The sequence below is a fragment of the Helicobacter baculiformis genome, from assembly GCF_900197685.1.
Classification (GTDB): domain Bacteria; phylum Campylobacterota; class Campylobacteria; order Campylobacterales; family Helicobacteraceae; genus Helicobacter; species Helicobacter baculiformis.
The window spans coordinates 52,868-76,707 of record NZ_FZMF01000002.1; the positions used below are offsets into that span (position 1 = coordinate 52,868).

Here is a 23,840-nt window from a genome sequence, read left to right on the forward strand (position 1 = left end):
ACCCAAATTACACTAAGACCCATGGACACACAAGAGATTTTTACAGGGGTGCTAGTCTTTATCTTTAGTCTATGCCTCCAAAACCTGCACGCCTTAGAACTCAAAGAGGCGCAAGCCGTGGTGCAAAAATGGGTGGATGACCGGTGGAAGGAGTATTGGAAAAAAATGGGTATACAACTCAAGATCCAAATCTATGCACTCTTTTTAATGACGCGCAATGGGTAGCAACCATCTATGACAACATAAATTCACACACAGGGGGCGAAAATCTCCACGATAAACCCAATAAGACAGATTCCCATACTGTAGATCTTTTATCGGGGTTGCGCTGCGTTGAGTTCCGCTAGACCCGCTCCTGATGGTTTGTACGCATGCATGGGCATTTTACACAATGGGCAATTATCTAAGGAATTTTACACAGATGCAATTGTATCCATTGAGGTTAAAAATAATCTTTTGGTTGTCTCAGAGGGGAGCGAAGGCTTTGTAGACGATCACCACTACAAAGACCAATACGCTTTTGAAATGTTGGGTGGGCGTTTTTACCTAAAAACTTATGGTATAAAGGTTTTTTTCTGCCACGACTCCGATCCACAAGGATACCCCGAAGGATGCCCCGTTGGAGATGGTATTAACCTTGCGTTAGATTCCGTCGATTCTGTATTTTTGGGGCAAGGAGGAACTAGATGATTTCATAGGAACATATGCAGACAGCGGATACGGAGATTTTGGTAATGATATGCTCTTGTATAGGTTAAGGCGTGCATGCTTTGCAAAAGGTAGGTGCAAGTTTCTCAATCTCAAGGCACTGCAAGAGGCATGCAAAAAGTACAGCTCAGATTCAAAGCGGGATCACTGCCTTTTTAGTGCCGACTAGCAGAATATGGATAAACAAGGAATACTAATGAAAAACTCTCATTCTTTTTGACAAATTGAGACTTTTGGAATTAAAGGACAAAGCGAGGCAAGGCTTCATAATTGCTGCCCAATGCGCGCATCTTTGAAACTAGCCCCCAAAAAACCTAGAGTTTTATCGTCAATGCTTAAGCAAGCTCTCTCTTACGTACTTCTTTAATTCTAGCCGCCTTACCTTTGCGTTGGCGCAGATAGTAGAGTTTAGCACGGCGCACCCGTCCAATACGCAACACTTCGATACTCACCAAACTCTCTGCATAGAGGGGAAAAATCCTTTCAACACCAACCCCATTCGCACCAATCTTGCGTACACAGAAGGTTTTATCCACGCCAGACCCGCGCAGGCTGATACACACGCCCTCAAAATACTGCGTACGCACTTTATCGCCTTCCTGAATACGAATACCTAGCTTAATCGTATCACCTGCCTTGAAAACGGGAGGTTGGTTTTTAATTTGGGTGTCCTCAAAATGTTGGATATAGCGGTTTTTCATCATCGCCCTTTCTTGCGGTTAATGGGTTAAAAGTCTGTAGCGAGCGATTCAAGGCATAGAGACTAGGGGCGTGAAACCGCGTCCTATCCATGGATAAATCGCGCATAAGAATCTTTATTCTACCATGATTTCCCTTTGAATACTCTGAAATAGTAGGCGCGTGCGCGCAACTAGGGGTATCTAAAAAGGGTGTTCGGGCAAAATTGGGCGCTTCTAACAAATAGTCCTCGAAACTTTCTTGCTCTAACGAATGCACATTGCCCAGCGTGCCCTCAAGCTGGCGTACAACACTATCACACAGACATAAACTAGCTAACTCACCCCCTGTAAGTACAAAATCTCCGATACTCAAGACTTCATCAGCATAAGCTTCAATCAGGCGTTCATCAAATCCATCGTAACGCCCACAAATTAAAACGAGATGTTGATGAGTCGCTAAGCGCTTAGCATCTTGTTGGCAAAAGCGTTTACCACTGGGGGTTAAAAAGATCACATGCGCACTCGCACTTTGCACATTTTTGAGCGCATTTTCCACCATATAAGGATCTAGAATCTGTCCCGCACCCCCGCCTACAAGGGCGAAATCTGCGCGTTGGAATTTGTGAGGCGAAAAGGTGCGCATATTTGTAATCTCTAAAGTGAAAATACCTTGGTTCAAAGCCCGTTTGAGAATAGAATCCTCAAAGTAAAAAGCAATAAGTTTGGGAAAGAGGGTAAGAAAGCTAAAGTGCATCAACTCTCTTCTAAAAGTCCTTTGGCATTGTGGGTATGAATACGTTGAGAATGCAAATCTACGCGTACAATGTAAGCATCAATGTAGGGAATCAGGAAGGTTTTTTGTGTATTTTGCACAAAAAGATAGTCTGTGTTAGCAAGTCTTTCAATACGCACCACCACGCCTAATACTTCTTCCTTTTCTACAACCTGCAAGCCTAGCAATTGAAAGTATAAAAATTCACCCTCTCGCAAAGGGCAATATTTCAGACTATCCTCTTGACTCATTGCTAGGACAGAACACGCTAAAGTCTTAGCCTGCTCTAGGCTTTGGATTTCCTCAAAAAAGATCAATTTTTTTTGAGCTTCAAAGCGTGCAATACTTAGAGATATTGGAGAAGTGGGTTTTAAGGCAGTATGGTAAGCATAGGCGCGCACGCCTGACTGCAAACACTCTATAAAATCGCCCTCCAAAGCGAGCTTCAGTCCACCCTTCAAGCCCACAGCCCTGCCCAAGTGCCCTACAACCACTAAATCCTCTAACTTAGAGCACATAGGGATTTTCAGCGGCAAGTACCACAAGCTTATAGCTCAAGCCATTTTTAGCTTTCATGCCCGAGATAAAGGCTTTAAGCGCGCTGATCATCTTACCTTCTTTGCCGATCACACGCCCCATGTCTACAGGATTGGTATAGATGGCAATCTCCTTGAGATTATCCTCAAGCAGGGTAGAGCGCACCTCCACAACCTGGGGATAAGTTACAATCTTCCTGCAATACTCTAGGAGAAATGTCTCTACACATGCCTCTTCTTGCATATTTAGGCTTGTGCCCCTTTAGCCAACTTAGAGACTCGTTCGCTCATTTTTGCCCCCACGCTTTTCCAATAAGCCAAACGGGTATGATCGATGTGTACCACCTTAGGATCACTTAAAGGGTTATAGTAACCAATGGACTCGATCCAGCCTCCATCACGCTTTTTCCTAGAATCCGTAACCACTACCCTATAAAAAGGCTTTTTTTTGCGTCCTACGCGTGTAAGTCTGACAACTGTCATTGCAATCCTTTCTTTATTAAAGTTAAATTCTAACGCTTTTGCCTAAAATTAAGCTTGACCGCCTCCATAGTAAACTAAAGCTGAACCCCATGTCAAACCTCCTCCAAAAGCGTCTAAAAGCATCAGATCGCCTTTTTTAAGCTTGCCTTGTTCGTAAATATCACTCATTGCCATCGGAATACTTGCCGCTGAGGTATTGCCATATTTTTGTACAGTCAACACCACCTGCTCAGGAGTGAAAGACAATTGATTTTGCACAGCCTGAATGATACGCAAATTGGCTTGATGTGGGATAAAGTAAGTGATATCTTTGGGTTCTAGCGCATTACTTTGCAAAATGTCCTCCACATCCTTAAGTAGGGTTTTAATTGCGAGCTTAAACACTTCATTACCCTTCATTTGAAGAGCTTGTGTTGAAGTGTTATGAGCATGGACAAAGGAGCTATTTTTAAGTGTCCTTGGTGTGTAAAGGTAATTAGCATGTTGACCATTAGAAGCGATCTTAACATCTAGGATGCTCTCTTTGATATTTTCTGTGCGCGCAACCACACACGCACCCGCTCCATCACCAAATAAGACACAAGTACTGCGATCTTCAAAATCTAGTATACTGGAACAACGCTCTGCCCCCACGATTAAAACATGTGCATACATGCCACTTTCTATAAAGGCTTTTGCCGTAGCAAGCAGGTAGATAAATCCACTACATGCGGCTAAAATATCCATGCTTGGTACATTTTGTAAACCTAGCTTAGCGCTCAAAACGCATGCAGTTGAAGGCATACACATATAATCTGGACTCAGCGTGCCTACCAACACCAAATCAATATCTTCCTTAGTAATCCCTGCGCGCTCGATAGCAATTTGAGCTGCTTTAACCCCTAAATCGCTACTTTGTTCCTCATCTGTGGCAAAATAGCGCGTCTGAATCCCCGTGCGTTTTTGAATCCATTCATCACTTGTATCTAAAAGGGGTTCAAACGCGCTGTTCTCAATACAGGTTTTTGGCACATACGATGCCACAGATTTTAACGCCGCATAAGGCATGTCTCTCCTTTAAGCTCTAGCTAGGTACTTCTTTGGGAGCTTGTTTATGCTCAAAGGCAAGTGCCATTGTTTCGCAGACCCCACTTTCTTTAGCTCTAATAGCTTGGTAAATAGCGCATTCCATTGCCCGCGCATTGCTCTTACCATGACTGATGATGACCACCTTATTTACTCCCAAGAGGGGTGCACCGCCATATTCTGCATAATCTGTCTTTTGTCGAAGAGTGCAAAAAGCGCCCTTAAGCAACATTGCCCCTACCTTAGCCCCCAAACTATGCTTGATTTCGCTTTTAAAGACAGAACCGATCGCACTAGCTGTACCCTCTGTGGTTTTCAACACCACATTCCCCACGAATCCATCGCACACGATCACATCAACAATATTGTCAAAAATATCACTCCCCTCTATATTGCCTTTGAAAATGGGAGCGTTTTCAGGATGGTGACTAAAAAGAGGATATTCACTGATCAGCTTAAAAGCCTCTTTAGTGATTAAATTTCCCTTGCTATCTTCCTCGCCGTTAGATAAAAGTCCCACGGTTGGGTTTTCATAGCCCAAAACACTTTTGGCATATTGGTAACCCATGATGGCAAAATCCAAAAGATATTCTGCCTTGCAATCTGTATTAGCTCCCACATCTAAACATAGACTCGCACGCTCCTTGATAGAGGGCATAAGAGTGCAAAGCGCTGGGCGACTAACCCCCCTAATACGTCCGATTTTGAGTGTAGCAAGCCCCATAGTCGCTCCACTATGCCCGGCTGAAACCAGTGCATCCGCCCCATTCTTCAAGATGTCCATCGCCACAAAAATCGAAGACTCCTTGCGCTTGAGTGCGTCTGTAGCATGCTCTTCCATACGGATATAATCTGGGCAGTGGATTAACTCCACCTTAGAGGCTAGATCCTTAGAAATAAACGCTTTCGCCTTGCTCTTATCGCCTACTAAAACGGCTTCAAAAGCCGTAGAACTAAGCGCCTTAGAAACTCCTTCGATGACGGGCAGAACCCCAAGATCCGCCCCCATCATATCAATGACAATCTTCATTGCCCTAGTCCGGCACTACTTGTAAGCACCCGTAAATTTGTCGGTGAAATGGGGTAACTTCCAGCTACCTTCCTTAGTTCTAACGGGCATTGCCAGCTTCACGCTATAATGTGTACGCCTTTTTCTACCTCTAGTTTTACTCACGCGTCTATCAGGAACTGCCATAATTATCCTTTATTGAATTTGGTTTTGATTGGCATAATGGTAGTCTTGTCGAATAGATTGGATCTCAGCATGCAAGAGTGCACTTAAATCAATACATCCATCAAAACTTTCCACCACATCCATACTATCTAGTATTTTCCCCCCAACATAACACTCTCTGTCCGTACTCGTATAAAGCCCATCACAGATACACAACACCATCTCTTGGGAAATGGGCTTTTCGAACAGCGTTCCACTTGAGGCACATTGCACCTCCAAGTGCCCGTATAGCTTCCCCTCTACCAAGTAGAGCTTGGCTTGCGCGCGCCTTACCTCTCCTTCCCAACACAACCCCTCCTCTTTGACACAAAAATGTTTAGCAGCTGCTCCAATCTTGCGCATCTCTAATTTCACGGCTAGTCAAGCAAAGAAGAACGCGATTTCTCTTTGGGCATTCTCTTCGCTATCACTCCCATGCACGACATTTGCGTCAATATTATCTGCAAAATCTGCCCTGATAGTGCCCGGTTTAGCAACTTTAGGATCAGTTGCTCCCATCAACTCGCGATTTTTCTCTACCGCGTTTTCCCCCTCTAAAACCATCGCAACCACCTCGCCACTAGTCATAAAAGTCATTAGATCCTTGAAGAAAGGGCGCTCTTTGTGCACAGCGTAAAAATCCTGTGCTTGAGTAGGGCTTAGGTGCAAGCGCCTAATCTTAACAACCTCCAAACCCGCCTCTTCAAAGCGTGTAATAATCTTGCCAATGATGCGCTTCTTCACACCATCCGGCTTAATAATCGAAAGGGTCTGCGCCATTCCTGTCCTTAAAATCAATCTTCTAAACCGCCGATTATAACAGGAACTGCAAAATTTTTAGCTTAAAGGTCCTTTGTATTTTGCCTAGCACCCTGCCTAGAATTGCATATACACCATATTTTATGCTATCGGACGCGCTTATGTGTAATACAAACCATGTTATGAGACTAAGGATCACTCCATCCGTGTAAAATAAATTTTATTGTAGAAGAAAGCCATAATACAGCCAAACAAGAGGGGAATATGTCCCAAAACCTACCTATTGTGTTGCTTGATTCTTGACATGCTTCTCATAGCTAACATTGAGGGATTCTAACTTTAGCAGAGTTCATGCTTTAAACAGGACAGCTCGCCTTGGAGTCTTGTGTTCCCTATTCTAAAGATTATGCTCCAACCCTGGTATGATCCCTTGATTGTGAGATAGATATCAGTATAAGAACTGCTAATGCTAGCCATTATATCCCCATAACTAAAGCTAGGGGCTTTACGGCGGAGCGGTAAAAGTACAAAGGGGCAAAAATAAGACAGTCCAACTAAATCCCCACCTTGTATACCTTGTTAATCACATTTCCATTCCGTAACACCACTTTTACCATGCAAGCCCCTTAAATTAGATGGTTCGAATCAAATTTTACAATGCGACACGCTTATGTATCGGGTAACAGATACTCCCTTTAGAACTGATGACATGCTAAGATTAAATTAATCAGTTCTCTTAGTGCACCCTGCCCCCCCTGTTTGTTTAAAATAAGAATCCCGGGTAGATTTTTCAAACTCTCTTGGGCGTTTTGTACGCATGCTTTTAAGCCTACTTGCTCCAAAAGAGGTAAATCGTTGATGTCATCGCCCACATAAGCCACTTGGTCTAAACCGATCCTTTCTTGCGCACAAATTGCGCGTGCGGCTTCCAATTTGCCCTGTGGACTACAGCCCTGATAGAGATAATCTACCTTGAGCTTTTTAGCCCGGTGCTCTACAATGGGGGTGATTTCCCCGGTGAGAATGCCCGTTTTGATCCCCACATTCTTGAGCAATTCAAAGCCAATCCCATCAGCCACGCTGAACTTTTTAAATTGCCTGCCATCTTCTAAATAATACATCCCCCCATCAGTGAGCGTGCCATCACAATCGCATAAAAAGACTTTAATTTGGTGCATGGCATTCCTTTAATATTTGGAAAATAAGGGGTATTCTAGCACAGCAGGAGGTTAAACCAAGTCAAAATCTCTTATAATTCCCTATTTTGATGAAAGGAAAATATGTCCAGCCAAGAAGAAACTATAGAAGACCAAACTAAAAGAGAACTAGAAAATCTCAAGATCGCCTACTACGCCAAGACAGCCCCCATCAACGAGGAAACCCAAAGGGCGTTAGAACAAGCCCCCTCAAAAAGCGGGGGGAGTGGCAAGAATTACCCCGATCTCAAATTGCTTTTAAACACGCCCAGCGCGCGCAAATTGCCCGTGATGATCGAGGTCAAGGGGCTTAAGGGGCGTTTAGCCAAGTTTGATAAAGACTACAGCCCAGAGCTGACCACCAATGCCATTAAAAATTACGCCCTCAATGGAGCGTTGCACTACGCCAATGCGATTTTAGATTATAGCTACAGCTACAACGAGGCGATCGCCATAGGGATCAATGGCTATGAGGATAAAGGCAAGCTTTACAAAGAATACGCCCTTTACTATCTCAACACCAAGCACCTAGCCGTGCCCCAAAAGATCGGAGAATTTAGTGATTTGGGGATTTTGGCGGATTTAGAAAAGTTAGAAAAAACCTTAAATGAGCTCACCTTAAGCGAGGCAGAGCGCAATAAAGCCATTGAGGATTTAGAGAGCGAGACAGAAAAGCAACTAAAAGACCTTGATCAATTCTTATTTGAAAGAGTCGAGGGGCTTAACCCTAATGATCGTGTAGGTTTGTTTGTGGGTATGATCATGGCAGCAACTGGGGTTGCTGACACGATAGAACCCCTAAGAGTAGAGGATTTAAAAGGCGGACAAGACGATGAATTTAATGACGGGGCAATTTTTTTAGATAGAATCAAAGTCTTTTTAAAAAATAAGAAGTTACCCAAAAACAAGATAAACCTCGTGATGAATCAGTTAGAGCGTGCCTTTCTCCACTCTGGTCTGTGGTCGTGCAAAAAATACAGAGGGGCTTATAGCAGTGTAGAAAGTCCACTTAAAAGAACCTATGGGTGGCTTTTAGAACACATTTTCCCCTTAGTGAAAAAGCTCGGCAGTGCAGACATTGCGGGCAGACTTTTTAATTGTCTGACCCGGTGGTTAAAAGTGCAAAATGATGATTATAACGATGTCGTTTTAACCCCCCGTGAGGTGGTGGATTTGATGGTGGAACTCGCCCAAGTCAATAAGGACTCTTATGTTTGGGATTATGCCACGGGCTCGGGGGCGTTCTTGATCTCTAGCATGAATAAAATGATTAATGATTGCAAGGAAAAAATCACCAACCCCAAAGAGAGAGAGAAAAAGATCGCCCACATTAAAGCCTACCAACTTTTAGGCATTGAAAAGAGGGCGGATATTTACTTGCTGGGCGTGCTGAACATGCTTTTATTTGGCGATGGGAGTGCGAATTTTTTGCACAAAGACAGCCTTAAGGAATTTGAGGGATTTTACGAACAAGGGGAAGGCAAAGAGAACGAACGCTTCCCTGCCAATGTGTTTTTACTCAACCCCCCTTATAGTGTTGAGGGCAAGGGCTTTATTTTTGTAGAGAGGGCCTTAGAGAGGATGGAGAAGGGGCGCGCGGTGGTGATCATCCAAGAAAATGCGGGGAGTGGGAATGGACTGCCTTACACCAAGGAGATTTTAGAACACAGCACTCTATTAGCCAGTATTAAAATGCCCACTGATTTATTTGTGGGTAAATCCAGCGTGCAGACGGCGATCTATGTCTTTGAAGTGGGCACACCTCACTCTGAAGATAAATTAGTGAAATTCATCGACTTTAGCAACGATGGCTACACCCGCGCGGCGCGCAAAAAGGCAAGAGCTAGCACAAATTTACGCGACACCGACCACGCTAAGGAGCGTTACGCTGAGCTTGTTGCCCTTGCGCTAGGTAAAAAGCGCGCAACCAACTTTTATAAAGATCACTACATAGAGGACACCATCAATTTAAAGGGCAAGGACTGGACCTATGCCCAGCACCAAAAAATCGACACCATGCCCCAAATGGGGAATTTTAAAGGGAGCGTAGCGGAGTTTCTAGCCTATGAAGTGTCCTTAGTGCTCAAAGGCACGGAGGGAAAGCCCCTAACCCACGCCTAAAAAGCTACCAAGCTTTGCAAGCTTTAGAGTGGCGTGGGGTGCAGTTAAGGGGGATTTTTGAGGTGCGCTCTAGCTGTAAGATTTTTCATGCCAACACTTTAGATATTGAAGAGAAGCCCAAAGAGTATTTTTACCCTTATGTGGTGCGGAGTGCGCGCAACAACGGCATTAGGGGCTTTATCAAACAAGATGAAGTCTTTCTAAACCCGGGCAATACTTTAAGTTTTGCGATGGACACTTTTAGCGTGTTTTACCAAGAAAGACCCTATTTTACGGGGAATAACCTTAAGATTCTTGTGCCTAAATTCTCTCTTAACAGGCATAACGGGCTTTTTGTCGCTATCGCTTTACAAAAGTCGGTCGCCCATTTAAGTTGGGGCACTAATTGCACAATTAGCGATATGGAAAAGCTGCGCTTTTCTTTGCCCCACACCCCCAATGGGGAAATTGCTTTTGAGGCAATGGAAGCCTTTATAAAGGAACTTCAAGCGTATCTAAAAGTAACAGGATTAGAGGACACCAAGCTAACCCCAGAAGAAACACATGCCTTTGAAGTCCTTGAAAATTACTTTAGGCGTTCGCGGGGAGGGGAGGGGGCGTGTTGGAGAAGCTTTGGGGTACAAATACAGACCAAGCCGCAGACTTTTTACCACGCCATCTATGCAAGGGGGGTGGCCGGGGTGGTGCGCGCTAAGGGGGTAGTGCTAGATGTCTATGCCTTGTTTGAAAGAGACATGGAGGCTGTGGCTAGGATTGTACAAGACACACTAGAAATGCCTGTTTGAACACAAGAAAGATTTGCGCCTCTCTTTATGTATGCAAGAAGATAGCATGTAAGCAAAAACTAAAGAGCTTGTGAGGACATTTTATAGCAAATGCACTTGGACAAAGAGAATGAGCATCGCTCGGTTGTGGGGGGAATACCGTGCACACTAGAGATCGTATGCCTCATTTATCTATCTTGGGATCTTTGATCGCCCCTCTTTTAATTTTCTTCTCCCTTAATTGGGCGTTTTGTAAAAGGCGGGCGTGGGTGTCTTTAGCCTCACTGGGCCAATCCTTGCCCTGCTCTTGGACATTCCACTCAGGGTAACACCCCATCACTTTTTGGTAATCTAATAGACACGCATTTTCTAAAAATTTATAGCTAAGAGAAGGCTCAGGCACTTCGTGTAGCCCCAATAAACCTTTAACATGCGCCTTAAAATTATCTTGATAAATCATGTAAAATTCTATCTTTTTGCCCGATAAAATGGTGTGGTAGAGAAAATACCAAATCCCAAAACTGCGGATGCTCGGTCTCCCTTTCACACCCCCATCTCTATAAATTTCTAGGGTGTTTTTAATCCCCCCTTGTGCTTGAGAGCCCCCGATCTTTTTAATCATCCCATCCACAACAATTAAATACACCCGGGTGATATTTTTACTCAAAATGTTTTGGGGTAGGGGATTGTGGTCTTCATCTCTCAATTCTTTAAGATAATTGAAGTTAAGTTTTGTACTACCGGGCACAAACTCCACATCTGCGATTTTAAAGGCTGTTTTGACTTCTAAAATGCGCATTTTCACTCCTTAATAATTAAAAGTTCATGAGACTTTTTCACATACCCCACATCGCCCCGCTCTAAGCGGTTTTTGCCCATTCTGGTTTCTCCCTGCCCCATCGTGTATTGCCATGCCAATTCAACAATGTTAAAATCTTGATACGCCTCCCGTACAAAGGCGCAATCATTATAACTCAAAATAAAGGGTCCGGGGCGTGTTTTTAAGATTTGGGCTAATTCTTCATGGGCAAAACCATTATGGTGTATGGGAAAATTGCGCATGGGATAAATCCCTTTAAACATCTTAGAATCTCCCTCTAAAAAGTAAGGTGGGTCTAAATAGGCAAAGTCATTAGGGTAGGCTAAAAGCACTTCTTTAAAGTCTGCACATTGCACGCTTAAAGTGGGGGCATCAAAGTTTTTTAACTTAGCTAGGGCGTTATGGTAGCGTTTTTCATCGGTATAAATCTTGCTCATCCAGCCCAAAAACCCGGGGCCATAACTCAAGTTGAAGTTAAAATAATAATCCCGCGCTAGAATGAGCGGGTCTAATACGCGCTCTTTTTGATAATGCGCTTTGAGCTCGGCTTTAATGGTGTTATAAGTGTCTTGCGTGGGTTTTAGTGCAAGCAGGGCTTCATAAAGACGCGCTTTATCTTTTAAGAGCACCTGCCAAAAATTCACCAAAATATCAAAAATGTCAAAAGCCAACACCTCTAAGCCCAGTTCTCTAGCACAGGCGATTTCCACACTCCCTCCGCCCATAAAAGGGCTAATAACCCTTGTGAGGCGAGCGGGCATGTGTTCTAAGATAAAGCCCACCGCCAAAGATTTACCCCCGCCATAGCGCAAAGGGCTTTTAGTGTAGCGTTTGTAGCGCAACTTTTGGGAACGCAGATTTTCTAAGAAAAGAGATTTTTTGACTGAATACATAGCAGAAATTCCCCCTCCTTGCCCCCTCCAAAAAGCAAAGGCAAGGCTACATCATACCGCCCATGCCACCCATACCGCCCATGCCACCCATATCAGGCATAGCAGGAGCAGGCTTGTCTTCTTTAACTTCGTGCACAGTGGCTTCTGTGGTTAAGAGCAAGCTAGAGACAGACACCGCATTTTGCAAAGCAATGCGCGCTACTTTGAGGGGGTCAATGATGCCCGCTTTAAACATATCCACATATTCGCCATTGCTCGCGTTGAAACCAAAATGGGCTTCTTTGTGCTTTTCTACCTCATTGACCACCACACCGCGATCGTAACCCGCATTGGCCGCAATTTGGGCTAGAGGAGCTTTAATGGCGCGTTTGATGATTTCATAGCCCACTTTTTCATCTTCGTGCAATTCTAAATGCACTTTTTGGGCGGCACGGATGAGAGCCGCGCCCCCACCAATCACAATGCCCTCTTCTACGGCGGCTTTGGTGGCAGAAAGCGCGTCATCTACGCGATCTTTCTTTTCTTTCATTTCCACTTCAGAAGCCGCACCCACTTTAATCACCGCCACGCCACCGCTGAGTTTTGCCAAGCGTTCTTGAAGTTTTTCTTTATCGTAATCGCTGGTGGTGGATTCAATTTGGGTTTTGATTTGGGCGATGCGATCTTTAACGGCATGCGCTTGACCCTTGCCATCCACGATGGTGGTGTTGTCTTTGTCAATCACAATGCGCGCCGCCACGCCTAGATCGCTCACATCGGCGTTTTCTAGGGTTTTGCCTAGCTCTTCAGAGATCACTTGCCCGCCTGTAAGGATTGCGATGTCTTTGAGCATTTCTTTACGGCGATCGCCAAAGCCGGGGGCTTTGACCGCTGCCACATTGAGTACACCCCTAAGTTTATTGACCACTAGAGTTGTGAGCGCTTCGCCCTCAATGTCTTCAGCGATGATCAAAAGGGGTTTGCCCTCTTTCATGGTGCGCTCCAACAAGGGCAAAATGTCTTTCATGCTAGAGATTTTCTTATCTGTGAGCAAAATGTAAGCGTTTTCTAGCTGGGTGGTCATTTTTTCGGCGTTGGTAACAAAGTAGGGAGAAAGATAGCCACGATCAAATTGCATGCCCTCCACCACATCTAGTTCATCTTCAATTCCCTTAGCTTCTTCAACGGTGATCACGCCGTCTTTGCCCACTTTTTCCATCGCATCGGCGATTAATTTGCCGATTTTTTCATCGGAGTTAGCCGAAATGGTCGCAACTTGGGTGATTTCTTCTTTGCCACCCACTTTTTTGCTAGATTTTTTCAGCTCAGCAATGATGGCTTCGCTGGCTTTATCCATCCCGCGTTTGACTTCAATAGGGTTAGCCCCAGCGGTAATGTTGCGCAAACCTTCTTTAAAAATGCTGTAAGCTAAAACGGTGGCGGTGGTGGTGCCATCCCCAGCCGCATCGGCAGTTTTGCTCGCCACTTCTTTAACCAGTTGCGCGCCCATGTTGGCTACAGGGCAGGCGAGCTCAATTTCTTTAGCCACGCTCACGCCGTCTTTGGTAATGCTAGGCGCGCCATAGCTTTTTTGAATGAGCACATTGCGCCCGCGAGGTCCCATGGTAACCTTAACCGCGTCATTGAGTTGTTTCACACCTTCAAAAAGTTTATTGCGTGCGTTGTCTGAAAATTTGATCTCTTTAGTTGCCATTGTTTGTCCTTTTTTTGTTGTATGAATGGGAGGGGCGCGCTAAAACGCCCCAAAGTCTAGCTTAGTGGCTATGACAGCAGTCGCCCTCGTGTTTGTGATCGCCTTTTTTATGCCCGTGCTCATGCCCATGGCAGCAAGAATCCACCACGCCTAGCACATCCTCAAGCTCTAAAACCATAAATTCTTTCCCGCCTAGTACGATTTCTGTGCCTTTGTACTTGCCAAACGCCACCACATCGCCCTCTTTAAGGCATTTGCACCCTTCACTGATTTTGTGGCTGACGGCTTTGACCACGCCCATTTGGGGTTTTTCTTTGGCGTTATCAGGGATGATAATCCCAGAAGCGGTTTTCTTTTCTTCTTCTAGTCTTTCAACTAGCACTCTTTCACCTAATGGTTTAAACATTGTATCTCCTTTAGCACAAAAATTAGCACTTAAAAATTTAAGTGCCAAATAATAACAAAAATTCTAGGATAAGTCAAGGCTTATTTTAAAATTAAAATATTTTACTTAACAAACTTTATATAAATAGACTAATATTATCTATAAAGTAGAGTATAAATAATCTTTTTTGACAAATAAGCCTATCTTGGCTACTATGCGCCCATGATCACCCAAGAATCTCTAGATCAACTCAAACAAGTCGCCGACATTGTGGCGGTGGTGCAAACCTACCTAGAACTCAAAAAAGCGGGGAATCTCTATGTGGCGATCTGCCCCTTTCATGATGAAAAGACCCCTAGTTTTACCCTCAACCCTGTGCGCAATAGCTTTAAGTGCTTTGGTTGTGGCAAGGCGGGCAATGCGATCACCTTTGTGATGGAGTATGAAAAACTAGACTTTGTAGAAGCGACCCAAAAACTCGCCAACATGTTTTCTGTTGCCCTAGAATACACCACCGCCCAACCCCAACCCGCCCAAGAGTTAGACCTCTTAGAAGAGATCACGCGTTGCTATCAAAATTTGTTAGAGCACCACAAAGAAGCCCAAGATTATTTAGCCAGCCGGGGCGTGCAGGCTAAAAGCATACAGGAGTTTCGCTTGGGCTTTTGCTTGGGTCCTAGGGTGTTAGAGTTTATCCAACGCCGCAGGTTAGACAAACAAGCCCTTTTAGACTTGGGAGTCTTGGGGCAAGATGAGAGGGGTAAAATCTATGCGCGTTTTTCTAATCGCCTCATCTTCCCCATCCACAACCCCAATGGTAAGATTGTGGGCTTTGGGGGGCGGGTGTTGCAAGAAAACTCCCAAATGGCTAAATACGTTAACTCCCCACAAAGTCGCCTCTTTAATAAATCTAAATTGCTCTATGGCTATTTTCAAGGGCGCCAACACATCGCTAAGAGTCAACAACTCATCTTGACAGAGGGGTATTTAGATGTGATCTTGCTCCATCAAGTGGGTTTTAATAATGCTGTTGCCACTCTAGGCACGGCTTTAACCGAACAACATTTACCCTTGCTAGAGCGCTTTGATCCTGATGTGGTGGTAAGCTATGATGGGGATAAGGCGGGCAGAGCAGCCGCATTTAAAGGTGCACGGATGCTTGCTACGGCTAATAGGCGCGGGGGAGTTGTGCTTTTTAAAGAGGGATCAGATCCTGCAGAGTTGATTGCTCAAGGCAAGGATGAAGCGATGCGCACGCTTCTAGCAAACCCAACGCGTTTTGTTGCTTATGTGATTCGTACCATGTGTGCAAGGGCCAATCTGCACGACCCTCTATCCAAACAGCAGATCTTGCAAGAAGTGCTTGAATTTTTGCATACCTTGCCCCCTCTGCTACAGAAAGATTATCAAGGGATGGTTGCACATCTTTTAGATATCTCCCCTGCCTTTGTACGCCTGCAAGCTCATAAAGAGTCGCATTGTTTTCGCCACATTACTCCACAGCATTCTATGCCACGCTACATCCAAGAAGCTCTGTTGCTCAAATATCTCTTAAACGATGTGTCTTTGCTAGCCCGCGCGCGTCCTTTTTTAGAAATAACCCTCTTTGAGAATTTGGCTAGCGAGCTAAGTGCTTTACTTGCAGGTAAATTTGATGATCCGCGATTGGTCAAGATTCGTTTAGACACAAGTTTACCCGTACGTGAAAATGGATTTAGGGGGGAATTGGTAGAATTTCTTAAAATGCGCTATCAGGAGCAACAACGCCAAGTTGAAACTTTATATCAAAACCTGAGTCCCGAACAGCGCTTAGAAATGCTGATGGATTTGCGCATTAAAGCTATACAACTAGAACAAAAAAAAGGAGATTTTTATGAAAGCCTTAGCCTTATTTAGCGGAGGGTTAGATAGCTTATTATCCATGCACCTTGTGGCCTCACAGGGCATTGAGGTGATCGCCTTGCATTTTAATATTGGATTTGGGGGCAATAAGGATAAACGCGATTACTTGCAAAAAGCGAGTGCACAAGTGGGTGCACAATTATTATTGTGCGACATTCAAGAACAATTTTTTGATCAAGTACTCTTTGCGCCTAAATACGGCTATGGTAAATACTTTAACCCTTGCATTGATTGCCATGCTAATATGTTTAGGCAGGCCTTCTACAAACTCTTAGAGTTACAGGCAGATTTTGTGATCAGCGGGGAGGTGTTAGGGCAACGCCCTAAAAGCCAACGCAAAGAAGCTTTAGGACAGGTGCAACAACTCGTGCGTAGTTTTGGGCAAGAAAGTTGCTTTGATAGCTTGCTGGATCGTCAGGGCAATAACCCCAATAAGCCTCAATTTTTAGATCAACTCTTGCTAAGACCTATGAGTGCCCAACTGCTAGAGCCTAGCTTTATGGAAAAGCAGGGTTGGGTGGATCGCACGCGGTTGTGGGATGTGCAGGGGCGTAGCCGAGTGCGCCAACTAGCTAAGATCAAAGAACTTGGGCTAGAGCATTATGAAAATCCTAGTGGGGGGTGTCTGCTCACAGATTTAAGTGTGAGTCAAAAGCTGAAAGATTTACAAGCCCATCGCCAAAGTACTCAACAAACAATGGTGGTACAAGACAATGTGATCGTAAAAGTAGGGCGTTACATGGTGGTGGGGGGGGCGCGTTGTGTGGTGGCGCGCAATGAGTTAGAGAATACCAAGCTAGATATTAACCATCCATTAATGGATCGCATCGAATTACTAGATTGCAAAGGTCCTTTAGGGCTTGTTGAAAAGCATGCTAGCGCACAAGAAAAAAGTTTGGCTGCGCAAATTGTGCTCGGTTATGGCAAAAGTCAACTTGATACGCTTTATCGTGTACAGGTGGGCGATGTGGTGTTACACTTAAATCCCATGCACAGAGAAGAGGCTCAAAAATATCTCTTCATGAGCTGAGAGTGTGTATAATGGCACGATGAGGAGCTAGTGATGGAAAAATTTATTGGATTAGGGGTCGTGGGTAATTTTGCAAAACACTTAGAACAAGCAGGTGAAATCCATACTTTCATCAATATGAAACACATCGAAAAAGACGCGCCTAAGGGGCTTTTTCCTTTTTATCTTCCCCATGATAGCGGGTATTTGGGACGTTATTGTATTGATAACCAGTATATCATTGTACCTGATGTGCCTGATTTACATGTGCAGGCTGAACCAGAGATTGCCTTAGAATGCGAAATTCTCTACAATAAGGAAGGTTTTGTAGAAGATATTGTGCCCAGCCACTTTATGGCATTTAATGACACTTCTATCCGCAATTTACAAGCAGAAAAACTTTCAGAAAAGAAAAACTTTTCTAAGGGGTCTAAGGGCATGGGCGAGAAATTGCTCATCGATCGCTTTGTCTATGGGGGGGTGTGCAATGATTATTCCATCGCCTCTTTTCTCACGAGGGAGGGCACGACCCATGTTTATGGAGAAAACTCCAAGTTGGTTAAATACGAGTACTTTTATGACAAACTCTTAAGCTGGATTGTAGAAATGCTCAACACCCAAAAAAATGAGGGGAGTTTAGAAGATTTGCACCACCTCTTGAAAGAGCAGCACCTTGTACAGCAGTGTATCATCACTATCGGGGCAACCCCCTACATGCCCTTTGCTCAAGAGAATTTCTTGCAAAAAGGCGACGTGGTGACCATCATTGCCTATAATCACCGCCGTTACAGCTTTGAAAAAATTTTTGAAGTCGTTTCCACCCAACAGCTTGGCAAAACGCGTCTTAAAGCGGTGTCTTATGTCCAACAGGAGGTTGTTTTAGAGGGCGATTTACGCTAACCTTATAGGAATTATTTTTTTAATTACATATGTAATACTCTTTGAGACTTCTTATTAAGAGTTTTTTAAATCACTTTTTATTAAAAATAAGATGAAATTTTATAAACAGAGGGCAAATATGAAGGTCAATAAGGGTTTAGATTCCCATCAGGATTTCCACCAAGAATTCAATAGGCTCAAGCAAGAGTATTGGCGACAAGAAAGCGTTTATTCTACCTATCTTAGAGAGAGCAAGCGTAATCTCTATGGTTGCAAGGATATTCGCACGCGCCATAAATTTTTTGTCGATCGCATGCAAGCCTACAAGCCACTTAGCGATATTTACCTGCGTCTGCGCGAATTTTCTAAACGCCATAAAATCGCCATGCACCAAATCCGCGAGTCTTTTGAAAAATTTAGGCGCACTTACAATAATACCTTAACCTCTATTCGCCGCTACGAAGTCAAGATTCAAAGAATTAAAGAAGGTAGGTCTCCCTCAGATTGGGATTGATAGGTCAATAGAAGCGCCTTTATTTCATTAAGGCATTGAGTATGGAGTTTTCTTAGTGTCTTTAGAGGTCCTCTCGCACCTTTTGGGCTAGACTGGCAGGATCGATACCTAGACTTTGCTCAATAAGCGCACTGTTGCCGTGTAAGATAAAGAGGTCGGGCAACTCAAAACTTTTAAAGAGGGTAGGGAAGTGGTTTATCTCTGCCAAGTATTCTAATAACGCGCTCCCCACTCCATTCAAGCGGTACGAATCGCTAAAGACATAAATTTTAGGATAACGAGGCAGGACTTCTTTTAAATGGGCATCGAGAGGCTTTAGAAAGCATAGATCAAGTAGGGCAATTTCTAGTCCCTCTTGGGCGAGAATCTTCATGGTTTGATACGCCCGCCCCACCCCATTGCCATAGCCTATAAATAAAATATCTCCACCCTTTTGTAAGAGTACACTTCTGCCATGCGCATAGGGTCTTGCCTCAAACACTCCCTCTGGGAGCAACCACCCCCCGCGCGGGTATCTAAAAGCGCAGGGACCAGCGTCATATCCTTGAGCAAAGGCAATGGCGTGTTCTAGGGTGGCGTTATCGCGGGGGGCTAACAAAGTCATGCTAGGGATGGAGCGCAAATAGGCGATGTCCAACAAGCCTTGATGGGTTTCGCCATCTTCGCCCACAATCCCGGCGCGATCGATAGCAAATTTAACGGGCAAAGACATGATGCCCACATCGTGCACAATCTGATCAAAAGCGCGTTGCAAGAAGGTAGAGTAGACGCTCACAAAGGGCTTAAAGCCTTCTTTAGCCAAGGCGGCCATAGAGGTTACGGCATGTTGTTCGGCGATGCCCACATCCCAAAAGCGATCAGGGTAAGTATCCATGAGTTTACCCAGTCCTGTTCCCCCTGGCATCGCTGCAGTAACGCCTACAATTTTGGTATCCTGAGCGGCATGCTCTGATAGCACTTTGGAATAAACTTCTGTAGGGCTTAAAGGTTTTGAGCTATCTTTAACGCTTTTGGGTAAGCCTGTGGCCAAATCAAAGGGTCCTACACCATGCCATTTTTCATAAGGTCCCTCGGCGATTTTGTACCCCTTACCCTTTGTAGTTTGGGCGTGGATTAACAAAGGTCCTTTGGTTTCTTTAGCCAGTTTGAGCGCTTGTACGATTGCCTCTAAATCATGCCCATCAATAGGCCCCATATAACTAATGCCTAGCTCTTCGAACAAAATTCCCGGAGTGATAAGCTTAAAGGATTCCTCTAGGCGATTAGCTAGGTAATTCACTCCTTCAGGCATAGACTTTAAAATTATCTTAATTTTATCGCGAAGGGACTGATAAAGGGGGCCTGCCATCAGCTGAGATAGGGCGTTGCTAATCGCCCCAATAGGTTTAGCAATGCTCATTTCATTGTCGTTTAAGAGAATCACTAGGGGATATTTGCGATCCCCTAGTTCATTGAGCGCTTCATAAGCTAACCCCGCACTCAGACTCCCATCGCCCACCATCACCACAGGCACAGAGGCAATTCCCTTGAGTGCATACGCCTTAGCTGCCCCAACACCTACAGAAATTGCCGTAGAGCTGTGTCCAGCAATAAAATAATCATAGGGCGATTCGCTAGGGCGACAAAACCCGCTCAAGCCATTAATTTGGCGCAAGGTGTCAAAGCTTTCAAAGCGCCCCGTTAAAAGCTTGTGTGCATAGGCTTGATGACTGGTATCAAAAATAAAAGGGTGTTTGTCTTTATCAAAGACGCTGTGCAAGCCCACAATGAGCTCAGTTGCACCCAAAGATGAACTTAAATGTCCACCCTTAGCGCTCACCACCTCTAAAATCCGCTGCCTCAACAAAGCACAGACCTTCTCTAGGTGTGCGCCCGCCTGCCCGTAAACTTCTAACTCCCTCATACTGATTAGCGCTTCCATCTCACACCTTCAAATTATCTAGTACGCTTTCCTTGAGATTCTTATAGCGCGCCATTAAGTTCCCATCAATATTGCCCTGAGAACTGCTAATCAATACCCCACCTTTGGCAATGGCATCATTAGGCTCTAACTTGATTTTAGGCATGTCTTTGAGATGTTGAGATAAGAAAGGGTAGTCTAGGGTGTTGACTTTAACACAAATGTCAGTCGCATCCATGATATTTTGCAAAAGTTGCTTGGCTAGGGCTAGTGCAACCTCTTGGCTCTTTTCCTCGACCTCTTTAACAATGACTTCCTTGGCGATCTCAACAGCGATTGCACTAAGCTCTTTTTCTAAGGTTTCTAGATGGTTTTGAGATTGTTGCATTTGTTGATCAATCGCGCTTAAGGATTGTAAAAGATGCTTTTTTTCCTCATCAACGCTAGCTCCCAAATCGTCCTTAGCTTTTTGTTCGCCCTCTTTAAAGCCTAATTTATAGCTATCTTCGCGGGTCTGTTGCAAGAGAGTTTGGTTTTCCTCTTGGCTTTTTTCAAATTGCATTTGCAACTTAGCCAAATGGCTAGAGAGCTCATCAGTTTTTTTTAGCAAGCACTCGATCAGCTCGTTTTCCATTTGGATAGAGCGGGTAATGGGTTCTGGAGGTTCTGCTGGGGGGGGTGGGGGCGTGCGAGGTGGAGTTTTATCAGGTTCAATTTCAGAGGGAAAATCGGCAATGGATTTAAATTCATAACGCGCGATGGTATGCTTAGAGAGATCGTCCTTAGCGATTAAATTCTCTTCGTTAAAGTTATTCAACGATATCTTCCTCTCCGCTCATTTGAATCACGCCTTTTTCTGCTAACGATTGCACAATCTCAATGATCTTTCTTTGGGCGGATTCCACATCTTTAATTTTAACAGCGCCCAAGTAAGCCATCTCTTCGATGAATTGCTCACTTGCACGGCTACTCATGTTGCTTAAAAATTTCGCTTTAAGCTCTTCTGTAGAAGTCTTGAGGGCTAAGGTAAGGTCTTTTTTGTCTGCTACTTTGAGAATTTCACGGATAGCAAAGTTATCCAAGCCAGAGATATCTTCAAAGGTGAACATCATTTCTTTGATGTCATTAGCCAACTTGGCATCGATGTTTTCAATGCGCGCCAAGGTAGTTTTTGCTGCTTTCTGTCCCAAGCGGTTAAAGATTTCAGCCACCGCACGCGTACCTCCTACTTCCACTTTATAACTAGTGAGCGCTTCTAGTTTATTTTCTAGCACGGTGGAAACACGCTTGACAACTTGAGGAGAAATATCTCCTAAGCTCGCCATGCGGATACTCACCTCAGCTTTCATGTCGTCAGGAAAAAAACTAAGAGTTTCTGCAGCATTGGGCGATTCCATGTGAGCCAAGATAAGCGCGATGGTTTGAGGGTGTTCATTGATAATAAAGTCAGCGAGTTGTTGGGGCTTGATACGCCCCAAATAAGCGAAGTTCTTTTGAGTTTGCAAAGATCGACTAAGCTTTTCTAAAATGATCTTAGCCTGCTCGGGTCCTAGGGCTTTGATCAAAAGCTCACGCGCGTATTCCAACCCTCCGCTATTGATGTATTGGTTAGATTGCAAGATTGCAAAAAACTCTTCTAGCACCGCTGCACCTACGGCTTTATCTGTGCCATTGAGCTGCACAATTTGCTTACTAATTTCAGTAATAGAATCCACATCTAAGTGTCGCAAGATGCCTGCTGTAGCTTCTTCACCCACTTGAATGAGCAAAATTGCGAGCTTTTCAGACATGGTAAATTCGTCTAGTTGGGTTTTTTGTCTAGGGGTTAGCTTTGCCATCTAGTTTCCTTTCGTGCTCGTAATGGCTACCTCGTCTTTGATAAGCAATTTAAACAAAGAAGCCACCTCTTCGGGTCTTTCCTTCAACGCCCCTTTAACACGCTCTAGCATGATGTCATATTTTACATCTTCCTCATCAAAACTCGCGCTCAAGCCCAATTGATCTTCCACCTTCTTACGCATTTCCCCAAAGCGATCAATTTCCTCATCATCGTCTTCGTCAACAGCAAAGAGAGATTGCACTTGCTCCTCCTCATCAGGATGGATTTCAAGCATGCGCTGACTGAAGGGAGTAATAACCTTCTTGTAAAAGACATAGAGTACCAATCCGATGATGAGATACTTCAAGAGGGATGAGAAAGGTCCTAAATATTTCTCTGTTGTATGGACAAATTTTTCATAGGCGCTCATGGGCACATACTTAGTCGCCTTAGCATTAAACTCAAAATTGCTTACTGCTACTGCATCACCCCGACTTTGGTTATAGCCAATCGCTTGTTTAACGAGCGCATTAATTTTATCCATTTCTTCAGCACTCAAGGGGATATACTCGATGGTTTCAACCCCGTTTTTATCCACCTTTTTGTAACGCCCATCGACCACTACAGCAGCATTTAGGCGTGTGAGCACCCCAAATTCCCCCTTGATCTCACTGATAGTTTTACCCACCTCGTAATTAGTGGTGTTGGTGGACTTCTCATATTTTTCTTTGAGCTGGTCATTAGCCACACCCTGCACAGGACCAATATTGCTCACCACCCCGGGCACGCCCCCCACTTCCTTTTTAGGGAAACCTTCCTTTTTTTCTTCCATCGTTTGCTCACTGCGCACGACATTGTTAGGATCAAAGGTTTCCTTGGTGCTCTTTTTTTGACTAAAATCGAACTCTGCGCTCACCTTAGCCACCACTTTATCACGCCCTCCTACAATCGGGCTTAGAATTTTAGAAATCTTATTTTCTAAGAGATTTTCAAAGTTCTGCTTGTAATGTAGTTGAGCTTGGGCTAACTCGCGTGTGCTGTCTAGTTCATCATCTTCTCCCAAAGGTTCACCATTTTCATTCACCAGTTTTACATTCTCCACGGTGAGCTTGGGCACAGAAGCGGCAATCAAGTTTTTGATCCCTAAAATCTGCTTGGGCAATAAGCGCATGTTAGGCTTGATACTGAGCATCACTGAGGCGGTGGGTGGGATTTCGCGACTCACAAAAACACTATCTTTAGGAATCGCAATGTGCACATTGGCTTTCTCTATGGGGGTGAGACTCTCAATGGTACGACTGAGTTCTCCCTCAATGGCGCGAATGTATTTGATATTCTGATCAAAATCGGTTGCTCCAAAATCCTTAGTGTCGAAGATTTCATAGCCCACTTTGCTAGTTTTGGGAATTCCCTGCGAAGCTAACGCAATCCGCTCTTCGTAAATCTTGTCCTTAGGGATTAAGATCGTGTCGTCTTTGGGAATTTTATAGGGAATTTGTTTTTGTTGTAAATATTGCAGCACTAACGCGTTGTCGCTATTATCCATTCCTTCAAAGAGCACACCATAATCTGAAAGCGTGTCCTTACCGCGTGTAGGGTAGACGAGTAAAAATATTAAAAACGCAACTACCAATACAAAAGCACTCACAATTGTGATCTTTTGTGCTTTATTGAGCCTAGCAAACAGGTCGATGATCTGCTGGAATAAACTCTTAAAATCCACGCGCTA

Annotated in this window: 27 protein-coding genes; 8 read left to right on the top strand and 19 right to left on the bottom strand. The window is 44.3% G+C overall.

Annotated features, from left to right (window positions below; genetic code table 11):
• The first annotated feature begins 21 nt into the window (after positions 1–21).
• Both C6G87_RS00445 and C6G87_RS00450 read left to right on the top strand, forming a co-directional pair.
• On the top strand, positions 22–225 hold the full coding sequence (locus tag C6G87_RS00445; protein ID WP_104751582.1) for a hypothetical protein: 204 nt from the start codon (positions 22–24) through the stop codon (positions 223–225).
• 150 nt (positions 226–375) lie between these two features.
• On the top strand, positions 376–690 hold the full coding sequence (locus C6G87_RS00450; RefSeq protein WP_104751583.1) for a hypothetical protein: 315 nt from the start codon (positions 376–378) through the stop codon (positions 688–690).
• Positions 691–1,043: 353 nt separating this feature from the next.
• On the opposite strand, the gene rplS is transcribed toward C6G87_RS00450, so the two are convergent.
• From rplS to C6G87_RS00505, 11 genes are all read right to left on the bottom strand, one after another.
• Entirely contained in the window at positions 1,044–1,409 is a 366-nt protein-coding gene (rplS, locus tag C6G87_RS00455; protein ID WP_104751584.1) for a 50S ribosomal protein L19, read from the bottom strand.
• Positions 1,381–2,142, bottom strand: a complete 762-nt coding sequence (trmD, locus tag C6G87_RS00460) for a tRNA (guanosine(37)-N1)-methyltransferase TrmD (RefSeq protein ID WP_104751585.1) — start codon at positions 2,140–2,142, stop codon at positions 1,381–1,383. The genes rplS and trmD overlap by 29 nt, the downstream gene beginning before the upstream one ends.
• Positions 2,142–2,654 carry a ribosome maturation factor RimM gene (rimM, locus tag C6G87_RS00465; RefSeq protein ID WP_233708930.1) on the bottom strand — a complete coding sequence of 171 codons (513 nt, stop codon included), beginning with the start codon at positions 2,652–2,654 and terminating at the stop codon, positions 2,142–2,144. Before rimM ends, trmD begins: the two co-directional genes overlap by 1 nt.
• A gap of 13 nt (positions 2,655–2,667) precedes the next feature.
• The gene (locus C6G87_RS00470) at positions 2,668–2,940 is read right to left on the bottom strand and encodes a KH domain-containing protein (RefSeq protein WP_104751587.1); all 273 of its coding nucleotides are present in this window, start codon (positions 2,938–2,940) and stop codon (positions 2,668–2,670) included.
• Positions 2,941–2,942: 2 nt separating this feature from the next.
• Entirely contained in the window at positions 2,943–3,179 is a 237-nt protein-coding gene (gene rpsP / locus C6G87_RS00475; protein WP_104751588.1) for a 30S ribosomal protein S16, read from the bottom strand.
• 48 nt (positions 3,180–3,227) lie between these two features.
• The gene (locus C6G87_RS00480; protein WP_104751589.1) at positions 3,228–4,226 is read right to left on the bottom strand and encodes a beta-ketoacyl-ACP synthase III; all 999 of its coding nucleotides are present in this window, start codon (positions 4,224–4,226) and stop codon (positions 3,228–3,230) included.
• Between the two features lie 16 nt (positions 4,227–4,242).
• Positions 4,243–5,274: a phosphate acyltransferase PlsX gene (gene plsX / locus C6G87_RS00485; protein WP_104751590.1), complete on the bottom strand. Its 1,032-nt coding sequence runs from the start codon at positions 5,272–5,274 to the stop codon at positions 4,243–4,245.
• Between the two features lie 15 nt (positions 5,275–5,289).
• Positions 5,290–5,439: a 50S ribosomal protein L32 gene (rpmF, locus tag C6G87_RS00490; protein ID WP_104751591.1), complete on the bottom strand. Its 150-nt coding sequence runs from the start codon at positions 5,437–5,439 to the stop codon at positions 5,290–5,292.
• 9 nt (positions 5,440–5,448) lie between these two features.
• Positions 5,449–5,820 carry a hypothetical protein gene (locus C6G87_RS00495; protein ID WP_233708931.1) on the bottom strand — a complete coding sequence of 124 codons (372 nt, stop codon included), beginning with the start codon at positions 5,818–5,820 and terminating at the stop codon, positions 5,449–5,451.
• 18 nt (positions 5,821–5,838) lie between these two features.
• Entirely contained in the window at positions 5,839–6,237 is a 399-nt protein-coding gene (gene ndk / locus C6G87_RS00500; protein WP_104751593.1) for a nucleoside-diphosphate kinase, read from the bottom strand.
• 674 nt (positions 6,238–6,911) lie between these two features.
• On the bottom strand, positions 6,912–7,394 hold the full coding sequence (locus C6G87_RS00505; RefSeq protein ID WP_104751594.1) for a KdsC family phosphatase: 483 nt from the start codon (positions 7,392–7,394) through the stop codon (positions 6,912–6,914).
• 102 nt (positions 7,395–7,496) lie between these two features.
• Here C6G87_RS00505 and C6G87_RS00510 point away from each other — a divergent pair, with 102 nt between their 5' ends.
• Together C6G87_RS00510 and C6G87_RS00515 are read left to right on the top strand one after the other, a co-directional pair.
• Complete coding sequence (locus C6G87_RS00510) at positions 7,497–9,533, top strand: HsdM family class I SAM-dependent methyltransferase (RefSeq protein WP_104751595.1); 2,037 nt, start codon at positions 7,497–7,499, stop codon at positions 9,531–9,533.
• 14 nt (positions 9,534–9,547) lie between these two features.
• Positions 9,548–10,318, top strand: coding sequence for a restriction endonuclease subunit S (locus C6G87_RS00515; RefSeq protein ID WP_104751596.1), 771 nt, complete (start codon positions 9,548–9,550; stop codon positions 10,316–10,318).
• 163 nt (positions 10,319–10,481) lie between these two features.
• Here the strand turns inward: C6G87_RS00515 and C6G87_RS00520 are convergent, their stop codons facing one another.
• The 4 genes from C6G87_RS00520 to groES form a co-directional block, all read right to left on the bottom strand.
• The gene (locus C6G87_RS00520) at positions 10,482–11,096 is read right to left on the bottom strand and encodes a GIY-YIG nuclease family protein (protein ID WP_104751597.1); all 615 of its coding nucleotides are present in this window, start codon (positions 11,094–11,096) and stop codon (positions 10,482–10,484) included.
• Between the two features lie 2 nt (positions 11,097–11,098).
• Positions 11,099–12,010: a DNA adenine methylase gene (locus C6G87_RS00525; protein WP_104751598.1), complete on the bottom strand. Its 912-nt coding sequence runs from the start codon at positions 12,008–12,010 to the stop codon at positions 11,099–11,101.
• Between the two features lie 46 nt (positions 12,011–12,056).
• Positions 12,057–13,703 (bottom strand): chaperonin GroEL, encoded by a 1,647-nt coding sequence (gene groL / locus C6G87_RS00530; protein WP_104751599.1) that lies wholly within the window; start codon positions 13,701–13,703, stop codon positions 12,057–12,059.
• A 61-nt stretch (positions 13,704–13,764) separates the two neighbouring features.
• A complete protein-coding gene (groES, locus tag C6G87_RS00535) occupies positions 13,765–14,109 on the bottom strand; it encodes a co-chaperone GroES (RefSeq protein WP_053941367.1) in 345 nt (114 codons plus the stop codon).
• 201 nt (positions 14,110–14,310) lie between these two features.
• On the opposite strand from groES, the gene dnaG reads away from it, so the two are divergent.
• The 4 genes from dnaG (at position 14,311) to C6G87_RS00555 (ending at position 18,392) form a co-directional block, all read left to right on the top strand.
• Positions 14,311–15,984: a DNA primase gene (dnaG, locus tag C6G87_RS00540; protein WP_104751600.1), complete on the top strand. Its 1,674-nt coding sequence runs from the start codon at positions 14,311–14,313 to the stop codon at positions 15,982–15,984.
• Positions 15,962–17,020, top strand: a complete 1,059-nt coding sequence (locus C6G87_RS00545) for a 7-cyano-7-deazaguanine synthase (protein ID WP_104751601.1) — start codon at positions 15,962–15,964, stop codon at positions 17,018–17,020. The genes dnaG and C6G87_RS00545 overlap by 23 nt, the downstream gene beginning before the upstream one ends.
• A gap of 33 nt (positions 17,021–17,053) precedes the next feature.
• The gene (locus C6G87_RS00550; protein WP_104751602.1) at positions 17,054–17,899 is read left to right on the top strand and encodes a DUF5718 family protein; all 846 of its coding nucleotides are present in this window, start codon (positions 17,054–17,056) and stop codon (positions 17,897–17,899) included.
• A 118-nt stretch (positions 17,900–18,017) separates the two neighbouring features.
• Complete coding sequence (locus C6G87_RS00555) at positions 18,018–18,392, top strand: serine protease (protein ID WP_104751603.1); 375 nt, start codon at positions 18,018–18,020, stop codon at positions 18,390–18,392.
• Positions 18,393–18,453: 61 nt separating this feature from the next.
• On the opposite strand, the gene dxs is transcribed toward C6G87_RS00555, so the two are convergent.
• The 4 genes from dxs to fliF are packed head-to-tail and all read right to left on the bottom strand — an operon-like array spanning position 18,454 to position 23,834.
• Positions 18,454–20,295 (bottom strand): 1-deoxy-D-xylulose-5-phosphate synthase, encoded by a 1,842-nt coding sequence (gene dxs / locus C6G87_RS00560; protein WP_104751661.1) that lies wholly within the window; start codon positions 20,293–20,295, stop codon positions 18,454–18,456.
• 19 nt (positions 20,296–20,314) lie between these two features.
• Positions 20,315–21,115 carry a flagellar assembly protein FliH gene (fliH, locus tag C6G87_RS00565; protein ID WP_199767587.1) on the bottom strand — a complete coding sequence of 267 codons (801 nt, stop codon included), beginning with the start codon at positions 21,113–21,115 and terminating at the stop codon, positions 20,315–20,317.
• A complete protein-coding gene (gene fliG / locus C6G87_RS00570) occupies positions 21,102–22,130 on the bottom strand; it encodes a flagellar motor switch protein FliG (protein WP_104751605.1) in 1,029 nt (342 codons plus the stop codon). The genes fliH and fliG overlap by 14 nt, the downstream gene beginning before the upstream one ends.
• Positions 22,131–23,834, bottom strand: a complete 1,704-nt coding sequence (gene fliF, locus C6G87_RS00575; protein WP_104751606.1) for a flagellar basal-body MS-ring/collar protein FliF — start codon at positions 23,832–23,834, stop codon at positions 22,131–22,133.
• Positions 23,835–23,840 lie beyond the last annotated feature (6 nt).

Coding starts and splice junctions, on each gene's coding strand:
- ndk (WP_104751593.1), bottom strand. CDS start 6,237: ATGGCGCAGACCCTTTCGATTATTAAGCCGGATGGTGTGAAGAAGCGC.
- C6G87_RS00505 (WP_104751594.1), bottom strand. CDS start 7,394: ATGCACCAAATTAAAGTCTTTTTATGCGATTGTGATGGCACGCTCACT.
- C6G87_RS00520 (WP_104751597.1), bottom strand. CDS start 11,096: ATGCGCATTTTAGAAGTCAAAACAGCCTTTAAAATCGCAGATGTGGAG.
- C6G87_RS00495 (WP_233708931.1), bottom strand. CDS start 5,820: ATGCGCAAGATTGGAGCAGCTGCTAAACATTTTTGTGTCAAAGAGGAG.
- C6G87_RS00545 (WP_104751601.1), top strand. CDS start 15,962: ATGAAAGCCTTAGCCTTATTTAGCGGAGGGTTAGATAGCTTATTATCC.
- rpmF (WP_104751591.1), bottom strand. CDS start 5,439: ATGGCAGTTCCTGATAGACGCGTGAGTAAAACTAGAGGTAGAAAAAGG.
- C6G87_RS00525 (WP_104751598.1), bottom strand. CDS start 12,010: ATGTATTCAGTCAAAAAATCTCTTTTCTTAGAAAATCTGCGTTCCCAA.
- C6G87_RS00550 (WP_104751602.1), top strand. CDS start 17,054: ATGGAAAAATTTATTGGATTAGGGGTCGTGGGTAATTTTGCAAAACAC.
- C6G87_RS00450 (WP_104751583.1), top strand. CDS start 376: ATGGGCATTTTACACAATGGGCAATTATCTAAGGAATTTTACACAGAT.
- fliG (WP_104751605.1), bottom strand. CDS start 22,130: ATGGCAAAGCTAACCCCTAGACAAAAAACCCAACTAGACGAATTTACC.
- C6G87_RS00445 (WP_104751582.1), top strand. CDS start 22: ATGGACACACAAGAGATTTTTACAGGGGTGCTAGTCTTTATCTTTAGT.
- trmD (WP_104751585.1), bottom strand. CDS start 2,142: ATGCACTTTAGCTTTCTTACCCTCTTTCCCAAACTTATTGCTTTTTAC.
- C6G87_RS00470 (WP_104751587.1), bottom strand. CDS start 2,940: ATGCAAGAAGAGGCATGTGTAGAGACATTTCTCCTAGAGTATTGCAGG.
- dnaG (WP_104751600.1), top strand. CDS start 14,311: ATGATCACCCAAGAATCTCTAGATCAACTCAAACAAGTCGCCGACATT.
- rpsP (WP_104751588.1), bottom strand. CDS start 3,179: ATGACAGTTGTCAGACTTACACGCGTAGGACGCAAAAAAAAGCCTTTT.
- C6G87_RS00510 (WP_104751595.1), top strand. CDS start 7,497: ATGTCCAGCCAAGAAGAAACTATAGAAGACCAAACTAAAAGAGAACTA.
- dxs (WP_104751661.1), bottom strand. CDS start 20,295: ATGAGGGAGTTAGAAGTTTACGGGCAGGCGGGCGCACACCTAGAGAAG.
- rplS (WP_104751584.1), bottom strand. CDS start 1,409: ATGAAAAACCGCTATATCCAACATTTTGAGGACACCCAAATTAAAAAC.
- plsX (WP_104751590.1), bottom strand. CDS start 5,274: ATGAAGATTGTCATTGATATGATGGGGGCGGATCTTGGGGTTCTGCCC.
- C6G87_RS00480 (WP_104751589.1), bottom strand. CDS start 4,226: ATGCCTTATGCGGCGTTAAAATCTGTGGCATCGTATGTGCCAAAAACC.
- groES (WP_053941367.1), bottom strand. CDS start 14,109: ATGTTTAAACCATTAGGTGAAAGAGTGCTAGTTGAAAGACTAGAAGAA.
- C6G87_RS00555 (WP_104751603.1), top strand. CDS start 18,018: ATGAAGGTCAATAAGGGTTTAGATTCCCATCAGGATTTCCACCAAGAA.
- groL (WP_104751599.1), bottom strand. CDS start 13,703: ATGGCAACTAAAGAGATCAAATTTTCAGACAACGCACGCAATAAACTT.